The 18842-nt window shown below is 64.8% G+C and carries 14 protein-coding genes; 5 read left to right on the plus strand and 9 right to left on the minus strand.

The genetic code is table 11. The annotated features are described in order from the left end of the window. The first annotated feature begins 120 nt into the window (after positions 1 to 120). Entirely contained in the window at positions 121 to 906 is a 786-nt protein-coding gene (locus HF999_RS20955) for an LLM class flavin-dependent oxidoreductase (RefSeq protein ID WP_281347395.1), read from the plus strand. 138 nt (positions 907 to 1044) lie between these two features. Here HF999_RS20955 and HF999_RS23100 read toward each other — a convergent pair whose 3' ends face one another. From HF999_RS23100 to HF999_RS20990, 7 genes are all read right to left on the minus strand, one after another. Beyond that, a complete protein-coding gene (locus tag HF999_RS23100; RefSeq protein ID WP_158645186.1) occupies positions 1045 to 2205 on the minus strand; it encodes a PucR family transcriptional regulator in 1161 nt (386 codons plus the stop codon). 357 nt (positions 2206 to 2562) lie between these two features. Further along, positions 2563 to 3723 (minus strand): acyl-CoA dehydrogenase family protein, encoded by a 1161-nt coding sequence (locus HF999_RS20965; protein WP_006368939.1) that lies wholly within the window; start codon positions 3721 to 3723, stop codon positions 2563 to 2565. A gap of 5 nt (positions 3724 to 3728) precedes the next feature. Then, entirely contained in the window at positions 3729 to 5558 is a 1830-nt protein-coding gene (locus HF999_RS20970) for a CocE/NonD family hydrolase (RefSeq protein WP_035727433.1), read from the minus strand. 63 nt (positions 5559 to 5621) lie between these two features. Next, positions 5622 to 6392 (minus strand): enoyl-CoA hydratase-related protein, encoded by a 771-nt coding sequence (locus tag HF999_RS20975; protein WP_006368937.1) that lies wholly within the window; start codon positions 6390 to 6392, stop codon positions 5622 to 5624. 23 nt (positions 6393 to 6415) lie between these two features. Beyond that, positions 6416 to 8083, minus strand: coding sequence for a long-chain-fatty-acid--CoA ligase (locus HF999_RS20980; protein WP_006368936.1), 1668 nt, complete (start codon positions 8081 to 8083; stop codon positions 6416 to 6418). Positions 8084 to 8096: 13 nt separating this feature from the next. Then, positions 8097 to 9278, minus strand: a complete 1182-nt coding sequence (locus HF999_RS20985; protein ID WP_006368935.1) for a thiolase family protein — start codon at positions 9276 to 9278, stop codon at positions 8097 to 8099. Positions 9279 to 9283: 5 nt separating this feature from the next. Continuing rightward, positions 9284 to 10129: a CoA transferase gene (locus HF999_RS20990; protein ID WP_006368934.1), complete on the minus strand. Its 846-nt coding sequence runs from the start codon at positions 10127 to 10129 to the stop codon at positions 9284 to 9286. A gap of 93 nt (positions 10130 to 10222) precedes the next feature. Between HF999_RS20990 and HF999_RS20995 the strand changes: the two genes are divergently transcribed. Together HF999_RS20995 and HF999_RS21000 are read left to right on the plus strand one after the other, a co-directional pair. Further along, entirely contained in the window at positions 10223 to 10831 is a 609-nt protein-coding gene (locus tag HF999_RS20995; protein WP_006368933.1) for a TetR/AcrR family transcriptional regulator, read from the plus strand. A gap of 150 nt (positions 10832 to 10981) precedes the next feature. Continuing rightward, entirely contained in the window at positions 10982 to 11740 is a 759-nt protein-coding gene (locus tag HF999_RS21000; RefSeq protein ID WP_006368932.1) for an SDR family NAD(P)-dependent oxidoreductase, read from the plus strand. 94 nt (positions 11741 to 11834) lie between these two features. On the opposite strand, the gene HF999_RS21005 is transcribed toward HF999_RS21000, so the two are convergent. Together HF999_RS21005 and HF999_RS21010 are read right to left on the minus strand one after the other, a co-directional pair. Next, positions 11835 to 13448, minus strand: a complete 1614-nt coding sequence (locus tag HF999_RS21005; RefSeq protein WP_035727429.1) for a sigma-54-dependent Fis family transcriptional regulator — start codon at positions 13446 to 13448, stop codon at positions 11835 to 11837. Positions 13449 to 13595: 147 nt separating this feature from the next. Beyond that, positions 13596 to 15113 carry an aldehyde dehydrogenase family protein gene (locus tag HF999_RS21010; protein WP_006368930.1) on the minus strand — a complete coding sequence of 506 codons (1518 nt, stop codon included), beginning with the start codon at positions 15111 to 15113 and terminating at the stop codon, positions 13596 to 13598. 168 nt (positions 15114 to 15281) lie between these two features. Between HF999_RS21010 and HF999_RS21015 the strand changes: the two genes are divergently transcribed. Continuing rightward, positions 15282 to 16835 carry a GMC family oxidoreductase gene (locus tag HF999_RS21015; protein WP_168547750.1) on the plus strand — a complete coding sequence of 518 codons (1554 nt, stop codon included), beginning with the start codon at positions 15282 to 15284 and terminating at the stop codon, positions 16833 to 16835. 719 nt (positions 16836 to 17554) lie between these two features. Beyond that, complete coding sequence (locus HF999_RS21020) at positions 17555 to 18514, plus strand: hypothetical protein (RefSeq protein WP_138944086.1); 960 nt, start codon at positions 17555 to 17557, stop codon at positions 18512 to 18514. The last annotated feature ends 328 nt before the right edge of the window (positions 18515 to 18842 follow it).

Here is an 18842-nt window from a genome sequence, read left to right on the forward strand (position 1 = left end):
CGACCACCGGCTACTGGGAGTAACCCCCGACGGTGCCGGCCCGCCTCACGCGCGGGCCGGTTCCGGGTCGCCGGAACAGCGGTACCAACTCGCCGGACCCGCGGTACCGACAAGCCCTATCTGCCACGCTGGGGTTGGAACGTCGTGACAGGGTTCGGCGACCCTGAGGCGCGCTTGTTCGGTGATGAGAACCTGGTTGAGCATGACCGCCGCTACGCCATGGCGGGCGAGTTCGTCGAGGTTGTCAAGCGTCTCTGGGCGGACGAGGAAGCTGTGGACTTCGAGGGCGACTATTACCGCGTTGACGGCCGAATCAAGGCGCCCCGCCCGCTCCAGCGTCCACACCCACTCCTCGTGAGCGCTGGCGGGTCACCGGCTGGTATGGCCTTTGCCGCTCGACATTGCGACCAACTCGTCGTTGCCGGCAACAGCCTAGACAAGGTGCGAGAGACCGGACATCGCGTCGAATCCGTACTTGAGAGCGTCGGGCGTGCAGCTCCGCTAGGTACGACTCCGTTCGCCATAGTCATTGTTCGCGAGGAAGAGGGCGAGGCTGAGGAGACCTACGAACGGCTCACGAGGTCGCTCAACGAGGACGCAACGATGGAGTTGGCCGCCGATATCCTGGGCGGAATCGACTCTGTTCGCGCGCTGTTCGAGGAACAAGGGTCTGAGGCAGCTGCGCGGGCGTGGGGCAGTGGTCAGGGGATACTCAAGATTTTCGGCACCAGCGAGCAGGTGGCAAGGCAACTGATCGCTCTCAAACAGCACACCGCCACATCGAACGTGCTCGTCAACTTCCCGTTGTGGAATCCAGCCGAGGTTCGGGCCTTCGCGCCCGTGCTCGATCACTTGCGAGAAGAAGGGATCTGGAGCCCGCCCAGCGAGCGGAACTACTCCTGGTGATCGAGCGGGTGGACGGCATCGTGCGCGGAAACTCGGGGGCGCGGTCGTTGACGGGTCCGGAATGATCGGCCTCTCGCGCACGGTTCTCACGCGGTAAGAGCAGTCGCGGACTCGTCCAAAAGGCTGCGCCGCCGCCGGTTATTCGCTTCGAAGGGCCGATGAGGCGGCAAGTACCCACGTGAGCTCAATGATCGTCTCAGTCTCGTCGAGTGAGCACTCGGTGAGTTCCTCGAACCGGCTCAGCCGGTATCGGAGGGTGTTCCTGTGGACGGGGATGCTGGCCGCTGCTCGCGCAGCGTTCCGGTCGTGATTGAGCCAGGCCTGAAGCGCCTCGATGATGAGCTCTCCGAACGCGCCATGCTCGCGCAAGGGAACTAGATATCGACGGTCGAGGAACGCGTTGAGGGCGTATTGCGCCGGCACCGCGACCCGCCAGCTGACCGATTCGAGGCTGTGTACGCCAGCCGTTGAGCCGACGGCGGCGAGGATGTCCCGCGCGATGACGTACGAGCTGTTGAGGGAACTGAGTGGTCGTGGCGGACCAACCGCGACAGGCATTCGTGACGATCCGGGTGGCGACGTGGTGAATCCGATGAGGCCGCCCGCGCCGGGAACTAGCATCGTTACCGATTCGCTGGCACCGGCGTTCGCCGTGCAGTCGTCAATCAGCCGAGTCGCGATGCCCTCTAACGCGTATTGCGGGACGGCAGCGACACAGATTACGTGCACGAGTGCGTCGTGATCGATGTGGAATTCGGCGCATCCAAGCCAAATATCGTGCACGGGAAGGCTGCCCGCGAGGAGGCCAGTCACCCACCGCCTACGACGTTGTTGTTCGAGCTTCGGCTGTCCGAGTGTTACATAGCGGCGGTACGTTTCGGTCGCCTGGTTGGAGAACGAGTCACTCAATCCCCACAGCAGTTGTGAGAGCTCGAGTACCGTGCCGACCGCAACGCCATGCGCGGGGGCACGATCGGCGATCCAGTGCTGGATCCCCGTGATGACGGAGCGGAATCCAGCCATGACATCGTGAAAGTCCGCACCTTGCAGTAGCTTCTCGAGAGTCGCGTGATCGGCCCCGACAATCTCGCCGCTTGGCGGTTCGCTGCCCCGGATCAAGACCGGGGCAGCGAACCGCAGGATCCGTTCGACACAGGCGGTGATCGACTCGTCGGACACCGACCGGTACGCAGGCACCTCGGCACGCAGGCGGTGGGCGCTCCCGCGGAGGAACGACTCACTTGAAACGAGGTCGTCGAGCAAAGCGACCACTCCACGGAATGACGTTTCCGCAGCCACCGCGGTAGCGCCTGGTTGCTCCTTACAGAGGATCCTTGTCATCATCGGACCGTTGGAGGACGGCCACGCGACGAGTCTGGCGTCGAGAAAATCGTCGGTCGAGGCTCGCTATCCGTTGTCTTCAAGACGCGATCGCTGAGGTCGTTCATGTCGCTGCGCTCGTACATCTCGCCAAGTCCCCGAAGTACTCCGAGCCGCAGGCCGAAGTGCCCGGCCGAACCCAAGATGCAGATCATGGCGGTTGCTCCCTTCGTGAGCCGGGAACAAGTAGTTGCGGCTCAGACATAGCGCTTCGGTCGACGAGACTTCGCGAAACTCACAAGGATGGTTCTCCATGCTGCGGCTCTTGCTGCTCGTCTAGAGCGACCTTCCGATGAGCTCCTTCATGATCTCGCTGGTTCCGCCATAGATCGTCTGGACCCGAGCGTCGGCGTACATCCTGGCGATCGGATACTCGAGGATGTAGCCGTAGCCGCCGAACAGTTGGAGGCACCGATCGATGACCTCCTTCTGCTTCTCGGTCGCCCACAGCTTCGCCATCGAGGCGGTTGCGGGATCCAGTCGGCCCGCGATCTGCTCGCCGATGCAATGGTCGATGAGTGTCTTGCCGGCCAGGACGTCGGCCTTGCATTCGGAGAGGACGAATCTGGTGTTCTGGAATTGCATCAGTGGCTTGCCGAAAGCCTTGCGCTCTTTGGCATACGCGATAGTCCGGGCGACCGCGGTCTCGGCTGCTGCGATCGCGCCGACTGCAATGATGAGTCGCTCCCGCTGCAACTGGTTCATTAGCTGATAGAAGCCCTGGCCCTCGACGCCTCCTAGGAGGTTGGCCGCGGGGACGCGCATATCGGTGAATGCCAGTTCTCTGGTGTCCTGTCCGTGCTGTCCTATCTTATCTAGGATTCGGCCGCGTTCAAAGCCGTCCAGGTCCTTGGTCTCGGCGACGAAAAGGGAAATTCCCTTTGCCCCCTGACTGGGATCGGTCTTGGCGACAATGATGAGAAGGTCGCAGTGGGTGGCGTTCGAGATGAAGGTCTTCGATCCGTTGATCAGGTAGTCGTCGCCCTGTCGGACGGCGGTCGTGCGAACAGCCTGCAGGTCAGACCCTGTCCCCGGTTCGGTCATCGCAATGGCGAGAACCGCCTCGCCCGTGGCGCATCTGGGCAGCCACCGCTTCCTCTGCTCTGCGGTGGCGTACGAATTGATGTAGTGCGCCACGATGGTCGAGTGCACGGCGAAGCCCATTGCACTGTCGCCGGCGCCGACCAGCTCCTGCTGGACGACGGACTCATGCCCGAAGTTGCCACCGGCACCGCCGAATTCCTCGGGCACATCGAGGCAGAGCAGACCCGCCGCGCCGGCCTTGTTCCAGACGTCACGGTCGACCTGGTGCTGCTGGGCCCAGCGCTCTTCGTGCGGAGTCACTTCTTTGGCGACGAACGCGGCGGCATGCACCCGAAGGGCTGCCTGGTCATCGGACTCCCAAGGGGCGCGATAGTTGGGGAACAGTTCGGACATCGTTTCTATACCTCCCAGATTCGATCGACAACGAGGTCATCCCCGACGCGAACCTTTGCGTGTGCTGTGAGCTTTCCGCCCACAAACTCAGAATGCACGCTTCCTTCGATGGTCCGGCCATTCGCCAACCGCACCGTCGCCGCGTGATCGAAGGTCAGTCGCGCCATACTCGGCGCGAGATTATTGACCTCGGCAAAATCACGCGTTGACGACTCATAGACATGGGCTTCGTCGAATGTTCTCACCGCGACGTCGGCGCCGGAGAGCATCTCAACCCCGTCGAGGATCAGGTCGCGCCCGATCTTCCACACCGGCGCGGCACTGATGATGCCGTCCGGCAGGGCGGTCGGGGGCGGCGGAAGTGTTGTCGGCACCCCGGCGCCGGGGTCGATTGTCAGCAAGTGCTGGCGGAGTCCCTGAACCTCCAGAACGGAGCTGGAGCCATCCGCTTGCACGGCCGGCAGGACGTGGGGAAAGTCGCTGCTGGAAACGACGATGCGAATCCGGTGCCCGGCGGGCACCTGGTACGCGGTCGGCGCCAACGTGACGCGCCACTGACCGGCGCCGCCGGTAATGGGGGCGATGCCCGTCGTGATCAGATGCGAACTACCGTCCGGGGCCACGTCGGCAACGCGCACGACGATACGATCGCTGGTCGTCCCCTCCCCTGTCACGACGTCGGCGGTCGGCGCTCCGATGATGACTGTGTCCTCGGTGAGCTCCTCGCCATCGATGGCCACGGCCCGCCGGTCGTCCTCCTGCTCATCCAAGGGCAGCCCGTAACCGAACGTGGGGATGTACCACGTCCCCGACTGTGTGCCCGCGACGGCGTCGCTCACCGACACCGCCGGCCAGTGTGGCGGCGCGGAGGCGCCATCGTCGGGAGCGGGGATCAATTCGCTCGAGGTGGCCGCGTCAAAGACGACACTTCGACTTTCTGCCGGGGGCCACGCCGTGTACTCGCGCCAGGATTGCGCGCTTCCCTGCACAAACACGGTCGCACCGTCGGCGTCGAACTCCGGTTCCGCTTTGTCGCGGAGCCAACGGTCCCACCAACGGAGCATCAGCTCGCGATGCTCCGCAGGCGCAATCGGAGAGGCGCTGGGCTCGACGTGCATCCACGGCCCCGCCACGAGATGCTTCCGTGTCGGGATCGCTTCGTAGGCGCGCACGCTGCCGGAGCAGAAGAGGTCGCGCCAGCCCGAGAAGCACAGCGCCGGGACGTCCACGAGAGTGGCGTCGATGGCGCGCTCCCCCCAGACCGGATCGTCGGGACCGTGCTGCCAGAAGTCGATGATGTTCGGCGTCTCGTCCAGTCGAGCTCGCCAACTCTCCATCTCGATACTGGTCGGGTTGGTGCGCACGGGTGGCAGAACCTGATCGAGCAGGGTTTTCGTTCCCCATAGACCGGTGGCCATCACACCGCCGCGTACCCCGCTCGGGTTGGCCAGGCCATCGGATCCGTCCGCGGTGAAGAAGATCGGCACTATCGCCTTCAACCCGCGCGGGCGCAGGGCGGCCGTGCGCAGCGTCATGATTCCGCCATAAGACATCCCCCACATGCCGATCGATCCATCGCACCACGGCTGGTCGGCGATCCATTCGATCGCCGCGGCGGCGTCGCGCCCCTCTTGGGGATCCAGCGGGGGCAGCATCGTTCCCGACGATCCGCCGAGGCCCCGAGGATCAATGAAGACCGAGGCGTAGCCGCGCTCGGCGAACCACGTCATCGCGTCCGCATGCGTGACGTGACCGGCCGTATCGCGCCGATAGGGCATCACGGTGACGAGCACCGGAGTCGGTGCGTCACCACTCGGTTTGATCAGGTCGGCCACGACAACACAATCATTGCCTACCGGAATCTGCACGTCGCGGATTAGCTGAGTCGTCATGTTAGATCACTTTCCGTGGAATTCGGGGGTCCGCTTTTCTTCGAAGGCCCGCTGGCCTTCGTGGCAGTCGTCCGAGCGCAGCGCGACGGCGAAGTTGCGCCGCTCGTACTCCAGGCCGTGGGCGAGCGGTGACTCCATCGACACGCGTGCCGCATCCTTCGCGAGTGCGACGGCGAGCGGAGAGTTCGCCGCGATGCGGCCGGCGAGCGCCAGCGCGGCAGTCAGCGCTTCGCCGGCGGGTGCTACCGCGGCCACCAGACCGGCGGCTTCGGCGGCCGCTGCATCCAGCGGATCGCCGCTGAGCAGCATGGCCATCGCTTTGGCCTTGCCAACGGCCCGGATTAGGCGTTGCGTGCCGCCCGCACCCGGGATCACTCCGAGCTTCACCTCCGGCACGGCGAACCGAGCGCCCGCTCCGGCGATGACCGTGTCGCAGGCCAGCGCTAGCTCGCAACCGCCGCCGAAGGCTACGCCTTCGACTGCGGCGATCACCGGCTTGCGACACGCGTTAAGCACCTCCCAGGTCGGCCCGCCGCCAGCGTCGAACGACCCCAGGATCGATTCGGCGCGCAATGCGTCGAATGCGTTGATGTCAGCGCCCGCGCAGAACGCCTTCGACGATCCGGTGATGATCACTGCACGCACGGCATCGTCGTCCTTGCACGTTGCCAGGTGCGCGCCGAGCGCATCGAAAACTTCTCGGTTGAGCGCGTTGTAGGCCTTCGGGCGATTCAGGCTCAGCACGGCGACCGCGCCGACGTGCTCGCGGATCACCACTGGCTCTCCGGTAGACGCTGACGTCATTCGGTGACCCCTGTGTACACGTCGGCGTGGTCGACCCGCATGACCTTCTTGTCGAGTTTGCCGACGCTGGTGCGCGGCAGAGCGTCGACGCGAATCACGACGTCGGGCAGCTGCCACTTCGCGAACCGCCCGGCGAGCAGCTCGTGGATCTCCGCGAGGGGCACATCTTCGCCGTCGATCGTGGCGAGCAGCACGACGGGGCGTTCCTGCCACTTCGGGTGCGCGACGCCGATGACGGCCGCCTCCCGCACCCGCGGGTGTGCCACGATCGCGTTCTCCATGTCGATCGACGAGATCCATTCGCCGCCGCTCTTGACCACGTCCTTGAGCCGGTCGACGACCTTAACGTAGCCGTTCGGATGGATGGTCGCGACGTCGCCGCTCCGCCAGAAGCCGTCGATGAACCGCTCGCCGGGAACCTCGTCGAGGTCGTGGTAGCGCTCGGTGATCCACGGGCCGCGGATGAGCAGCTCGCCCTCGGCGACGCCGTCGTGCGGCAGTTCCTCGCCCGAGGGGCCGATGACCTTCAGGTCCACGCCGACGCAGGGGAGTCCCTGGCAGCGCTTGAGGTCCCAGCGCTCATCATCGGTGAGATCCGTGAGGGTCGGCTTGATGCCGCGGTTGACGGCCACGAACGGCGTCGTCTCCGTTGCTCCGTAGGCGTGGATGATGTCGGCGCCGGTGAGCTCGAAGAATCCGCGCATCATGGTCAATGGCGGCTCCGTCGCCCCACAGAGGAGCCGAGCACGGCTGAGGTCGGGCATCGCGTCGAGGGTCTTGATGTAGTCGAGCATGGGACCAAAGATCGCGGGTGCGCCGTTCGCCACGGTCACCTGCTCGGCGATCATCGCGTCGACGAGAACTGCCGTGTCCTCGGCGGTGTACCGGCCGGGGAGGACGACCTTCGCCTGCGCGTACACCGCCGACTGGGGCAGTCCCCAGCTCTGGCCGTGGAACATCGGCGTGATCAGCATGACCGAGTCCGCGGCGTTCATCCCCATGGCGGCCACCTGCGCCATGGTGTGCAGGTAGATGCCCCGGTGCGAGTAGTACACACCCTTCGGCCGGCCGGTGGTTCCCGTGGTGTAACAAGCGCTGTACGTGGACGTCTCGTCGATCACTGGCCAGTCGATCTCGTCGGAGGCCTCAGCCATGAGATCCTCGAAGAAGACCGCGTTCGGCAGGCCGGGATCCACCTCGGACGAGGGCCGGTCGGTCATCACGACCCAGGTCGTGATGCCGGGTGCGTGTGGAGCGAGTTCGCGGGCGACCGGGAGCAGGGACTCGTCGACCAGCACGACGGAGGCGCCGCTGTGGGTGGCGACGTAGCCGAGGTCCGCCGGCGAGAGGCGCAGGTTCATCTGCAGCATCGCCGCCGCCGTGCCGGGGATGGCCCAGTACAATTCGAAGTGGCGCTTGCTGTTCCAGTCCAGGATGCCGACCACGTCGGCCGGGCCCACGCCGAGTCCGCCGAGCACGTTCGCGGCCCGGCGGATACGACGGTACGCGTCGGCGTAGGTGTAGCGGTCCCAGCCGCCGTCGGGCGTGCGGTAGACGATCTCCTGTTCCGGGTAGGTCCTGGCGGCGTGCCGGATGAGGGTGGTCGTGTTGAGCTGGGTGCTGTCGCCGTGCGTGGACGGCAGCCCCTTGACAATGTCGGTCATGGTGGATGCCCTTCTAGCCGATGCGTTCGATGATGGTGGCGTTCGCGGTTCCGGTGGCCTCGCACACCGTCTGAAGTCCGAAGCGGTCTCCGCGGCGCTCGAGCTCGCAGAGGAGATCGGTCAGCATCCGCGCGCCGGTGGACCCGAGCGGGTGTCCGATGGCGACGGATCCGCCGTTGACGTTGAGCTTGTCGTCGGGGACGTCGAACTCGCGCTGGAACATCAGTGGTACCCCGGCGAAGGCCTCGTTGACCTCGAACAGGTCGATGTCGCTCGCCTCCAGTCCGGATCGGCGCAGCGCTGTGTGGCTGGCCCGCAGGATCGCGGTGAACTGGACGATCGGATCGTCCGCCGCGACGGCGAGCGCGCGGAATCGGGCGCGGGGCCGCAGGCCGTGTTCCTCGGCGAACTCGCGGCTCGCGATCAGGAGAGCGGCGGCGCCGTCGCTGAGCTGCGATGAATTCCCCGCAGTCGTCATCCCGTCCTCGGCGAAGACGGTGCGCAGCGCGGCCACCTTGGCGGGGTCCTGCTCCGCGCGGATCCCTTCGTCGCGGTCGACGAGCGGCGACGTGTCGTCGGCCGGATCTGCGTGGATCGGGACCAGCTGCTCTCGGAATCGGCCTGCGGCGGTGGCTGTGGCCGCCCGCTCGTGGCTGCGGATCCCGAACTCGTCGAGTTCGGCGCGGGTGAATCCGAACTGCTTGTTCATCAGTTCGGACGAGAGGCCCTGTGCCATGAGACCGCCGTCGTACCGCGCCAGCTCACGCGGACTGTACTGCGGTCCGAGGGGCGCGCCCGGGGTCATCGACGGTGGCATGGGGACCTGGGACATCGACTCGACGCCGCACGCGATGACCAGATCGTGCGTGCCGGCCATCACGGCCTGCGCCGCGAAGCTGACGGCCTGCTGGCCCGAGCCGCACTGCCGGTCGACTGTCACCGCCGGAACCGTCTCGGGGAGGCCTGCGGCGAGGACCGCGTGCCGTCCGAGGTTCCCCGTCTGCTGTTCGAATTGGAGCACGCATCCCGCGATGACGTCCTCGATTAAGGCCGGGTCGATCGCCGCTCGCTGGACCAGTTCGGCGATGGTGGCTCCGAGCAGGTCGACGGGGTGCCAACCGCTGAGGATGCCGTTGCGTCGACCGACGGGCGTGCGTACCGCGCCGACGATCACTGCTTCGTTGTTCGCTGCCATGGAAGTTACCTGCTCCTTTGTGCGGTGCGCGCGCCGCGCACCTCCGTGATGGGTACATCGATCCGAGCTGCCAGCTCGAGCCACTCGTCGACGCTGCGCCGCTCGAACGCCGCCGCGATACCGGCGTGGTCCTCGGCGCCGAGCGCGGTCACGAGCCTGGCGCGGAAGTGCGGCTCGATCGCAGCGACGGCCACGTGACCGTCGGCCGCGCGGTACACGCCGTACGCGGGGTCCGCACCGCCCAGGGGTGCCCCGTCGCCGAGCAGCCCGTGCCGTACGGCCGCGCCCGCATCGGCGGCCGCGTCATCGAGGACGACGCGACGGACAGCGCCCGCCCCGGTCCGGTCGCGCTCGCGAAGCGCGAGCAGCACCTCTGCGACAGCGCGTTCGGCGCCCAGCAGATCCACGACCGGCACCGTCGGCATGACGCCGGGAACCACCATGCCGTACGCCGCCTGATAGGTCAGGTCGTGCCCGGCTTCGTCGGCGCGCTCTCCGTCGTACCCGACGATCTCGACGTGGGAGAGCGCGGGACGCGCGGCGACCGCCGCATCGATCCCGAGCTTGTGAAGCGCAGACGGTCGCATCGCGGTGATCAGTACGTCAGCCGCGTCCAGTTCCGTTTCGAACACCGCACGGCCAGCATCGGTCTTGAGGTCGACTGTAAGGACCGTCTGTCCCTGTGCCAGGGCGTCGTACCAGGAGGGCGTGACAGTCCGCAGCGTATCGCCCGCCGGCCCCTCGATCTTATGAACTTGAGCACCAAGCGCGCACAGCCGCGCTGCTGCAACCGGACCGGGGACATTGACCGCGAGGGTCACTACACGAATACCGGACAGTTCTTGTGTCATGAATCACTCCTCTTGCTATACGCTCGTATAGTAGCTAGTACATATGTATGGGTCAAGCACGGTTTGTATACTCGCGGTCCAAGGAGGCTTGTGATGGGTGAACCCTTCGTTACAGGCGGCGACCTCACGGCTCGGGCGAGGATCCGGAACGCTGCGCTTGACCTCTACGCGGCATCTGGTGAGGACAAAGTGTCGATGCGCGCCGTCGCCGCAGAAGCGGGTGTCGCCGTCGGCCTCGTTCAGCATCACTTCAAGACGAAGGAGGGGCTGCGCCAGGCGGTTGACCAGCTCATCGTTGACTACCACGCGTTGGCGATCGCTGATGCTGCCCCCGACGGTGGATCGGCTGCACAGGTCGCTGCCGCCCGTGATCTCGCCGTCAGCCGGATGTTGCAGTCACATCCATCTGTGGTCAACTACATGCGGCGCGTATTACTCGATCCGTCGGCACCACCGGATGGGCTGTTAGCGCGGCTGACCGACCTGAGTAGACAGCAGGTGATCGCCCTGCGTGACGCGGGAGTGGCCTCCACAGGCCAGCCCGTCGCGGAACAGACCGTCAAACTCATGGTCCGCCAACTGGGGCGAATCTTCCTGCAGCCCATGGTCGACGCGATGTGGACACAACTTGCGGATGCAGAACACCTATCCGCGGACCAACCGGCATTGACAGTTGAGGCTGCTGTCCATCTAGGTTCGTGACCTGGGCGAGCCTGGCCTCGCCCGACTGCTCGTCGAACCTGCTTCCCCGGAATCGCTCGATGGTCCCGGGGCATTGAACTCGTACCTCACTGGTGAGGTGCGCCGCACTCGCATTTTCGGCGAGTGCTCCACTACAGAAGGGAATCAGCCATGGACGTCTCCGGCTCCTCCGTCATCGTCACCGGTGGCGCATCCGGCCTCGGCGCCGCCACCGCGAAGCGCTTCGCCGATGCCGGCGCCACCGTCTTCGGCCTCGACCTGCAGCCGTCGATCGACAAGGCCGCCCCGGTCGAGAACGTGCACCTCGTCGCGACCGACGTGACCAAGGAGGACGAGGTCCTCGCCGCGATCGCCGAGGCCGTCAAGGCGGGCCCGCTGCGCGTGGCCGTCAACTGCGCCGGCGTCGGCTGGGCGGGCCGCATCCTGTCGAAGAACGGCCCGCACGCGCTGGACCTGTTCCAGACGGTCATCAACATCAACCTGGTCGGCACGTTCAACGTGATGCGCCTGGCGGCCGACCAGATGAGCAAGCAGGAGGCCGTCGACGAGCAGGGCTCCCGCGGCCTCATCGTCAACACCGCGTCGGTCGCGGCGTTCGAGGGTCAGATCGGCCAGATCGCCTACACCGCGTCCAAGGGCGGCGTGCACGCCATGACCATCACCGCCGCGCGCGACCTGGCGCAGTTCGGCATCCGCGTGAACACCATCGCCCCCGGCACCATCAACACCCCGATGCTGGCCGGCGTGACCCCGGAGTTCAAGAAGACCCTCGAGGCGGGCATCCCGTTCCCGTCGCGCCTGGGCGAGCCGAGCGAGTACGCGCAGCTGGCCTACTTCCTCGCCGAGCACGACTACATCAACGGCGAGACGATCCGCATGGATGGCGCGCTGCGGATGGCGCCGCGCTAGATCTGCAGTTCCTCCGCCGGCGTCGCCCCGACCGCGTCCGACAGGACGAGGAGCGGGGCGACGTCACCGTCATGTCCATCAGTACCGCTTGTACCTAGATTCCGATCTTGAGCGCTCGCATACGGGCGTAAAGCGTCGTGCGGCTGATCCCGAGATCCTTCGCTGCGCGTGCCTTGTTGCCGTCGTGGACCTTAAGCGCTTCGATGATCGCGATCCGCTCCGCTCGTTCGCGTCCTGCCAGGTTCCGAGTTCGAGTAGTTGTCCGGTAGGCCTGGGGGAGATCTCGCACGGTTACGTCGCCGCTGTTTCGTCGTTTCAGTACGTCAACCATCACTGCGCGCAGTTCGTGCAAATTTCCGGGCCAAGCTCTCGTTGCGAGTGCTTCGATCACGCTCGGGAGCAGGCGGATGTCGGCCTGCGGCTCGATGTCCTTTACCAAATGCATTGCCAGCGATTCGATTTCGCCCGTGCGATCCTGCAGGTCGATGAGCTCTCGTTGCTCGACGACCATCGATGCGAGTGCCAGGTGTGGCCCCTGCAGGTCTCGCACAGGACATGAGGTCAGGACGATCGCGTGGCCCGCAGAGACCACGTCGACGACTAGCGGAATCAGTGAGCAGGGGAGAAGGTCGATGTTCTCCAGACCCACAGTCGCGTCGCTTGCGAGGATCTCCTGCAGGCGGCTGGCCCAGGCGCGTTCACCGAACGTCACCGCGTCCGCTGAATCGAGGAAGAGCGCACCCGGCCGCAGTCTGCGAGCTTCCGTGGTGCGGCCTGTTCCTGCGGTGCCATGGATCAGTACAGGCCCCATCTGAATGGCCGCGCTATCCGTGGCGTGGGCTTGTGAGGTCACCGACTGGGGTGGCGTCTCGGTGCGATTGAACCGGAAGAGTGTGCCGTCTGTAGTGCCGTCGATTCGGGTGAGGTGAACATCCACCTCGAGGCCGGAGCTCAGGCGCACTCTGGTGTGCCGGTCCGAGCTACAGTCGAGCTCTGCGGCAAGCAATCTCATCGATGCGTAGTCGCCGGGCGAAAGCAGATCGACCGCAGCCTTGTTCGTCAGAACGACATCGTCACCGAATGCGGCCAGGGCCCGATTGCGAAGAGTGGACTCGGCTTGAAAAGCTCGCATCAACAGTCGCTCTGAGGTGCCGGCCAGATCGACGAGGCGTAGTTGGATGTCCTCGACGGCTCGCACGAGAAAAGGGGCCAGGAGCGGGTTGGCATCGCCTGTCGTGCAGCTGATATCGAGGACGCCCTCTATGCGGCGGGATACCGGGCTGATGATCGGGTGTCCGTAGCACGAGTAGGGCTTGAATGGTTCGATGTAGTGTTCCTCGCCGTTGATCGCGATTCCGCGGCGGATCTCGAGCGTTGTGCCTATAGCGTTCGTGCCGATCACCTCCTCGGCGCCAGTCGCGCCCGGGCGGATACCCAGATCGTCGAGGACGGCCTCAAGTCTGCGATCGGCAAACCAGCGATACACGATGCGTCCCTGACGGTCGGCCAAAATTAGGTTGTATCGGGTGTCAATCAGTCTTTCTGCAAGCTGGTCGAGCACAGGAACCGCGGCCCGGAGCAGCCGGCTGGTGGGGTCAATGTCGATGTCCGGGTTGGCGAGTCGAGGGCCCGCGGTTGCGACGCCACTGAGTATCGAACGGTGCCAGGACATAGCGATCTCCGGGCGTTCCGGTGAGGAGACGCTCATCACACAAGCATAGGCGTGTCTTCGAGTTCGGAAGGTCAATTCGCGAATCGGGCCGCGAAACTGGATGATGCGGGGGCGCCGCTCTGGCCCACGACCGGCGGCAGCGCAGGACGTGGGCCAGAGGAATCGATCGAACAGCAGGTGCGCTCAGCCCAGGAGTGCTGGCGGCGGCAAAACGAGGCCGAAGCCTCGCTTCGTCCAGTCGTTGTCCTTGGCCTGGTGGACTGTCTTCACCTGTGTGTACTCAGCGAGGGCGTTCGGGCCGACCTCGCGTCCGATGCCACTCTGCTTGTATCCGCCAAACGGGTTTAGCGGGAAGCCCGCGTGCCAGTCGTTGACCCACACGGTGCCGGCCTCAAGCTGGTTCGCCACGTCCAACGCGCGTTCGGGCGAACCCCAGACGCCGGCGGCGAGGCCGTAGTCCGAATCGTTGGCGATTTCGATGGCTTCCTCGACGGTGTTGTAGGGAATTACCACGAGGACGGGACCGAAGACCTCTTCGCGGGCGATCCGCATTCGATTGTTGACGCCAGTGAGGATGGTGGGAGCGACCCAGGCGCCGTTGGCGAAATCGGGGCCGCCCGGCACGGTGCCTTGATACGCGAGGTTTGCGCCTTCCCGCAGTCCGATTTCGATGTAGTCGGTGACCCGCTTCAATTGGTCCAGTGAGGCGACGGGCCCCATATCGCTGGCCGGATCGTTCGGATCGCCGATCCGGATGTCTTTTGCGCGGGACACGAGTCGCTCAACGATCTCGTCGTGACGTTCGGCCGGCACGAGAAGCCTGGTGCCAGATTCGCAGACCTGGCCTGCGAACATCAGGAAGGCGTAGAGCGAACCGTCGATCGCCATGTCCAGGTTTGCGTCGTCGAGAATCACGTTCGGCCCCTTACCGCCAAGCTCAAGCGTGACTCGTTTCAGGTTGTCCGAGGCGGCCTTGTGGACCAACTTCCCGACGGCTGTCGAGCCCGTGAACGCGATCTTCCGTACATCAGGATGGCTACTCAGATGGGCTCCGACTGTCTCGCCCGGCCCTGTGATGACGTTGAGGACCCCGGGCGGAAGGCCGGCGTCTTCAGCGGATTTCGCCAGTTCGAGCAGAGTGAGGGGGGTGTTCTCATCGCACTTCAGGACAAACGTATTGCCTGCCGCGAGTGCGGGGCCAACCTTCCACCCCGCGAGAACCAGCGGAAAGTTGAACGGCACAATTCCTGCGCAGACCCCGATCGGTTCTCGCCGAAGGACGGCACGCACGTCTTCGGTCTCGGGAACGAGTGGATTGGGCTCTTCAGGCTGGAATGCTCGGGCCAGGTTTGCGAAGAACCGGAGGTTGGCTGTGCCGAGTCCAATGTGGAATGCGTTCGCGATACGGACGGTCACCCCGTTCTCTCCGGTGGCGAGCCTCGCCAGTTCAGACGCCTTCGCCTCCATGCTGTCCGCCATACGGTCGAGAACATCGCCACGTTGCTCAGGAGTCATCCGGCGCCACGTGCCCTCCTCATGGGCCGCCTTGGCGGCAGCGACCGCGGCGTCGGCGTGTCGGACCTCGCCAAACGCCACCGTCGCGGTGACATTTCCCGTTGCAGGGGAGCGGACTTCGTACTGTTCGGACGCTTCGATCCATTGCCCGTTGATGAACATGTCGTAGTGCGGCGTGTTGCTCACAAAAACCTCCAAGCGGTCGGAAGACGATCAGGAGTCACGGTAAGAGCGCATCGACCGTGCGATGTGTTCAGTTTCTGAACACTTTCAGAGCTTCGGCTGCTCCTAACGTCAGGCCGACCGAACTCAGGACCGGCAAGGCCGGTTCCGTGTCGAGCCAAAGGAGTAACTATGGAAACCTATGAATACATCGTCGCTGGAGCAGGTTCAGGCGGTTGCGCCGTGGCGGCGCGGCTGGTCGAAGGCGGTGCCAGTGTCCTGCTACTTGAGGCTGGCCCGGCCAATGACACCCCCGAGGTTCAGATCCCGGCAGCGTTCGCCCAGCTGTTCCACAGCGATCGTGACTGGGACTACCGCACCGAGCCGGAACCTACGCTCGACGGACGAACCATCTACCAGCCGCGAGCGAAGACCATGGGCGGCTGCAGCTCGATGAACTGCATGGTGCACCTTCGTGGTTGCAGCGAGGACTACGACAATTGGGCGCAGTACGGCGTCGAGGGGTGGGCGTGGTCCGATGTCGAGCCCTTCTTCGACAAGTCACCTCTCGGATGGCGCGAGTTGCCCTCTCCCGATCCTCTGAGCGAGGCGTTCGTCGAATCGGCAGTCGCGGCGGGCATCCAAGAGAACCCGACGCATTTCGGGCCCAATCTCGACGGCGTGAGCCTCTCCAAGACCACGACGCGTGACGGGCACCGCTACGACGCCGCAACCGCATATCTCGGCCCCCTGAGCAACAACTCGCTGCTCCAGATCGTCACGGGGGCGCTCATTGACAAGGTCATCGTCGAGGACGGAGTCGCCACAGGCGTGCGCTACCTGATCGATGGACAGCCCGTCGAGAGTCGCGCATCGCGCGAAGTCATCGTGAGCGCAGGTGCGTTCGGCACACCCGAGATCCTGCAACGATCCGGTATCGGTCCCGCAGACCACCTGAGCGCTCTCGGGATCACTCCTGTCGCGGACCTTCCGGCGGTAGGTGCAAATCTCATGGATCACCCTATGACGCTGATGAATTGGGAGATCGAAGGCGATCAAGTCGGCCTGTTCGATGCAGACGATCCGTCCTACGTGGCGATGTGGGCCGAGGAGGGGAAGGGGAAACTCACAAGTAACGTGGCCGAGGCCACGGCACACGTACGAACAGAACCAGGCCTTCCGGCACCTGACTTCCAGATCGTGTTCGTGCCGTCCTACTTCCGTGAGCATGGCGCCCAAGTCCACGACAAGCCGGCATTCACTCTGGGGCAGTCCTATTGGACTCCGACCAGCGTCGGAACCGTACTGATCGCGTCGGCTGACCCCCAACGGCGCGCACAAGTGCACCTCAACCTTCTGTCGGATCGGGCTGAGATTGCCGCAATGATCAGGGCAATCCGGCTCAGTAGAGAAATCGTCAGTAGCGGACCCCTTGCCAGCCATGCCGGCGTCGAGCTTTCCCCTGGTCTGCAGATCGACTCCGATGACGACCTCGAGGCGTGGATCCGTGCCAACGTCGAGCACACGTACCATCCTTCGTGCACGGTACGGATGGGTACCGACGGTGCGCTCGACTCACAGCTGCGGGTACGCGGCGTGGCCGGTCTGCGAGTTGCCGATGCGTCGGTGTTTCCGGTCATTCCGCGTGCGAACACCAACATGCCCGCAGTGGTGGTTGGCGAGCGCTGCGCCGACTTCATCATCCGGTCGAAGAAGGCCGCGGAGTCGGTTGCTGCAGCCCGATAGTCACGCTCCGGCGGTAGGTCGGAAGTCCTGGATTCGGCCGTTGCGAACGAAGCAGTGATCCGTCGCACGTAAGAACCTCGTGGTGCAGTCGTCAGAAACGCGACGAGCACCACGAGGTTCTTGCTTTGTGGCAGTCCTCGCGTGACCGTCGTGCCCACCAGCGATTGTCTGGAGCTCGCGCGTGGGCGACTGTCATGCCCGTAACATTCTCTTGAGCGGACCTTCAGGATTGGAGCGCCACGGAGATCGCGCGCCGCGAGTGACCACCGCCGGCGAATGCGCTCATCCCGGTGTTCGCCCTGGTCTATCGTTGGGGGATGGGCCTCGATGAATTCGACTGGCTTCTCGATCGGCCGTCCGACGAACAGAACCAAACCGTCTCGCCATACCGACGCGTCTTCTGACCGTGGCGGATGATGAGTTCTTCGACGGCGTAACCCGCTACCGGCGTGGGTCGAAGCGTGGATGGCGCAATGCCGCGCAACGCATCGTGCCCAGCGAGGCGAAGTACAGCCGAGTGGCGAGAGGTGGACCTTATGGGCCGCGCATTTCGGGGACAATCAGAATCACGACGACTAGCACCGGCCTACGCACCGAAGTCACGCTCTTGTCGGTGTCCCGAATTCGAGCGGAAACCTTCGTCGATCGGTCCGCTACGGAGGTGTTTGAGCGCCTATCCTGACGGCACACGCCACACGGAACCAGGAAGGATGCAGCGCGTGCATCGACGCAACAGCCTGTCTGCCTCATCCGAAGCGTGTTACACCGTGGGCACAGAGGCGCTCGCGGTCACCGTCGCAGAGCTTGAAAGCTCCTGGACAACCGAGCTCATCGCGACGACAGCCTTTCGATGCACGGAATGCGGGACCAAGGTGCACCCGACGGCACTCGGCTCGACCAAGCTTTCGCCGTCGTTTCGTGCGGGCAAGGATCCCGGACACAGCGGCGACTGCTCGAGACGGCCACGTGAGGTCGACGCAGTTGACGATCACGGCGGACCCGGGACGGCCGTCGTACCGACCGAGCTCGTCCTACTTGGTCATGTCGACGATGAACACAGCCAAGGCCAACGGCCCGCGGGCACCGTCGTTTCGCAGCGGCCGGGTCCCGGTGGCCGGCGGCGCCAGGCAGGCAGCGGAGGGACGGACCCCGACGGGCGCCGGCGGGCTCACACGCTCGAACGTATCGTTAACCACTGGCTGGCGTTAGGCAGCAAGGAGGTCCGTGCAAGGCACCCGCTCTCCATTCCCGGCGTTGACCAAAGCAACTACCTGTACTGCTTCAAACAGATTGCGCCATGGGAAGCCAAGATCGCGCGGTCAGCCCCACGGGTGTTCTACGCGCCGCTGCGTTGGCGTGTTGATCCCGTCGAGGACGGCGACGTCCTGACCTTGACCCTGCACGCAGCCAGGCGAGGAAATGCGGCCATCGAGTGCACGATGAAGGTCGACCGGCGGGGCTGGTCTGCTGCTCAGCGTGTCCGCCTCGATCGCGAGGTCAGCTTCGCTGTCCGACGAGCTCGCGAGCTATGGTTCGACTCGAAGGCGAAACACACCGAACAGCAATCGGGTGGCGTGACGATGTTCGCAGTCGCTGAGCAGGACTCCGCCGACACGACGATGTTCACCATTCGAGACCCACGCGTTGTCCACTTCACGGACCGCCCGATCACGCAGTAGCCCACGACACCCGAGATTTGACCCGCTCAACGGGGCAGATACGCGCCCATACACTCGCAGGCCTCGTCACTACCTACCGCGAGGCCTTCCCTGCGGATGCGTCGCTACGAGAGCGGCATCACGAGGAACGTCGGCGCATCGATCACATTTCAGGCGTTTCTACCCAACGCCACCTCCGGAATAGACCAGGATTAGAAGCATCCTAGTGGCGCGTGTCGTTAATCATTGAACGGTTCGACGCCTGCGAGAATCGGGGTATGGCGAATCATCCTGCTCCGGCGTTGACGCTGCGCGACGGCGACCGGGAGGTACTGGAGTCGTGGACCCG

The sequence above is a fragment of the Tsukamurella spumae genome (assembly GCF_012396015.1).
Taxonomy (GTDB): domain Bacteria; phylum Actinomycetota; class Actinomycetes; order Mycobacteriales; family Mycobacteriaceae; genus Tsukamurella; species Tsukamurella spumae.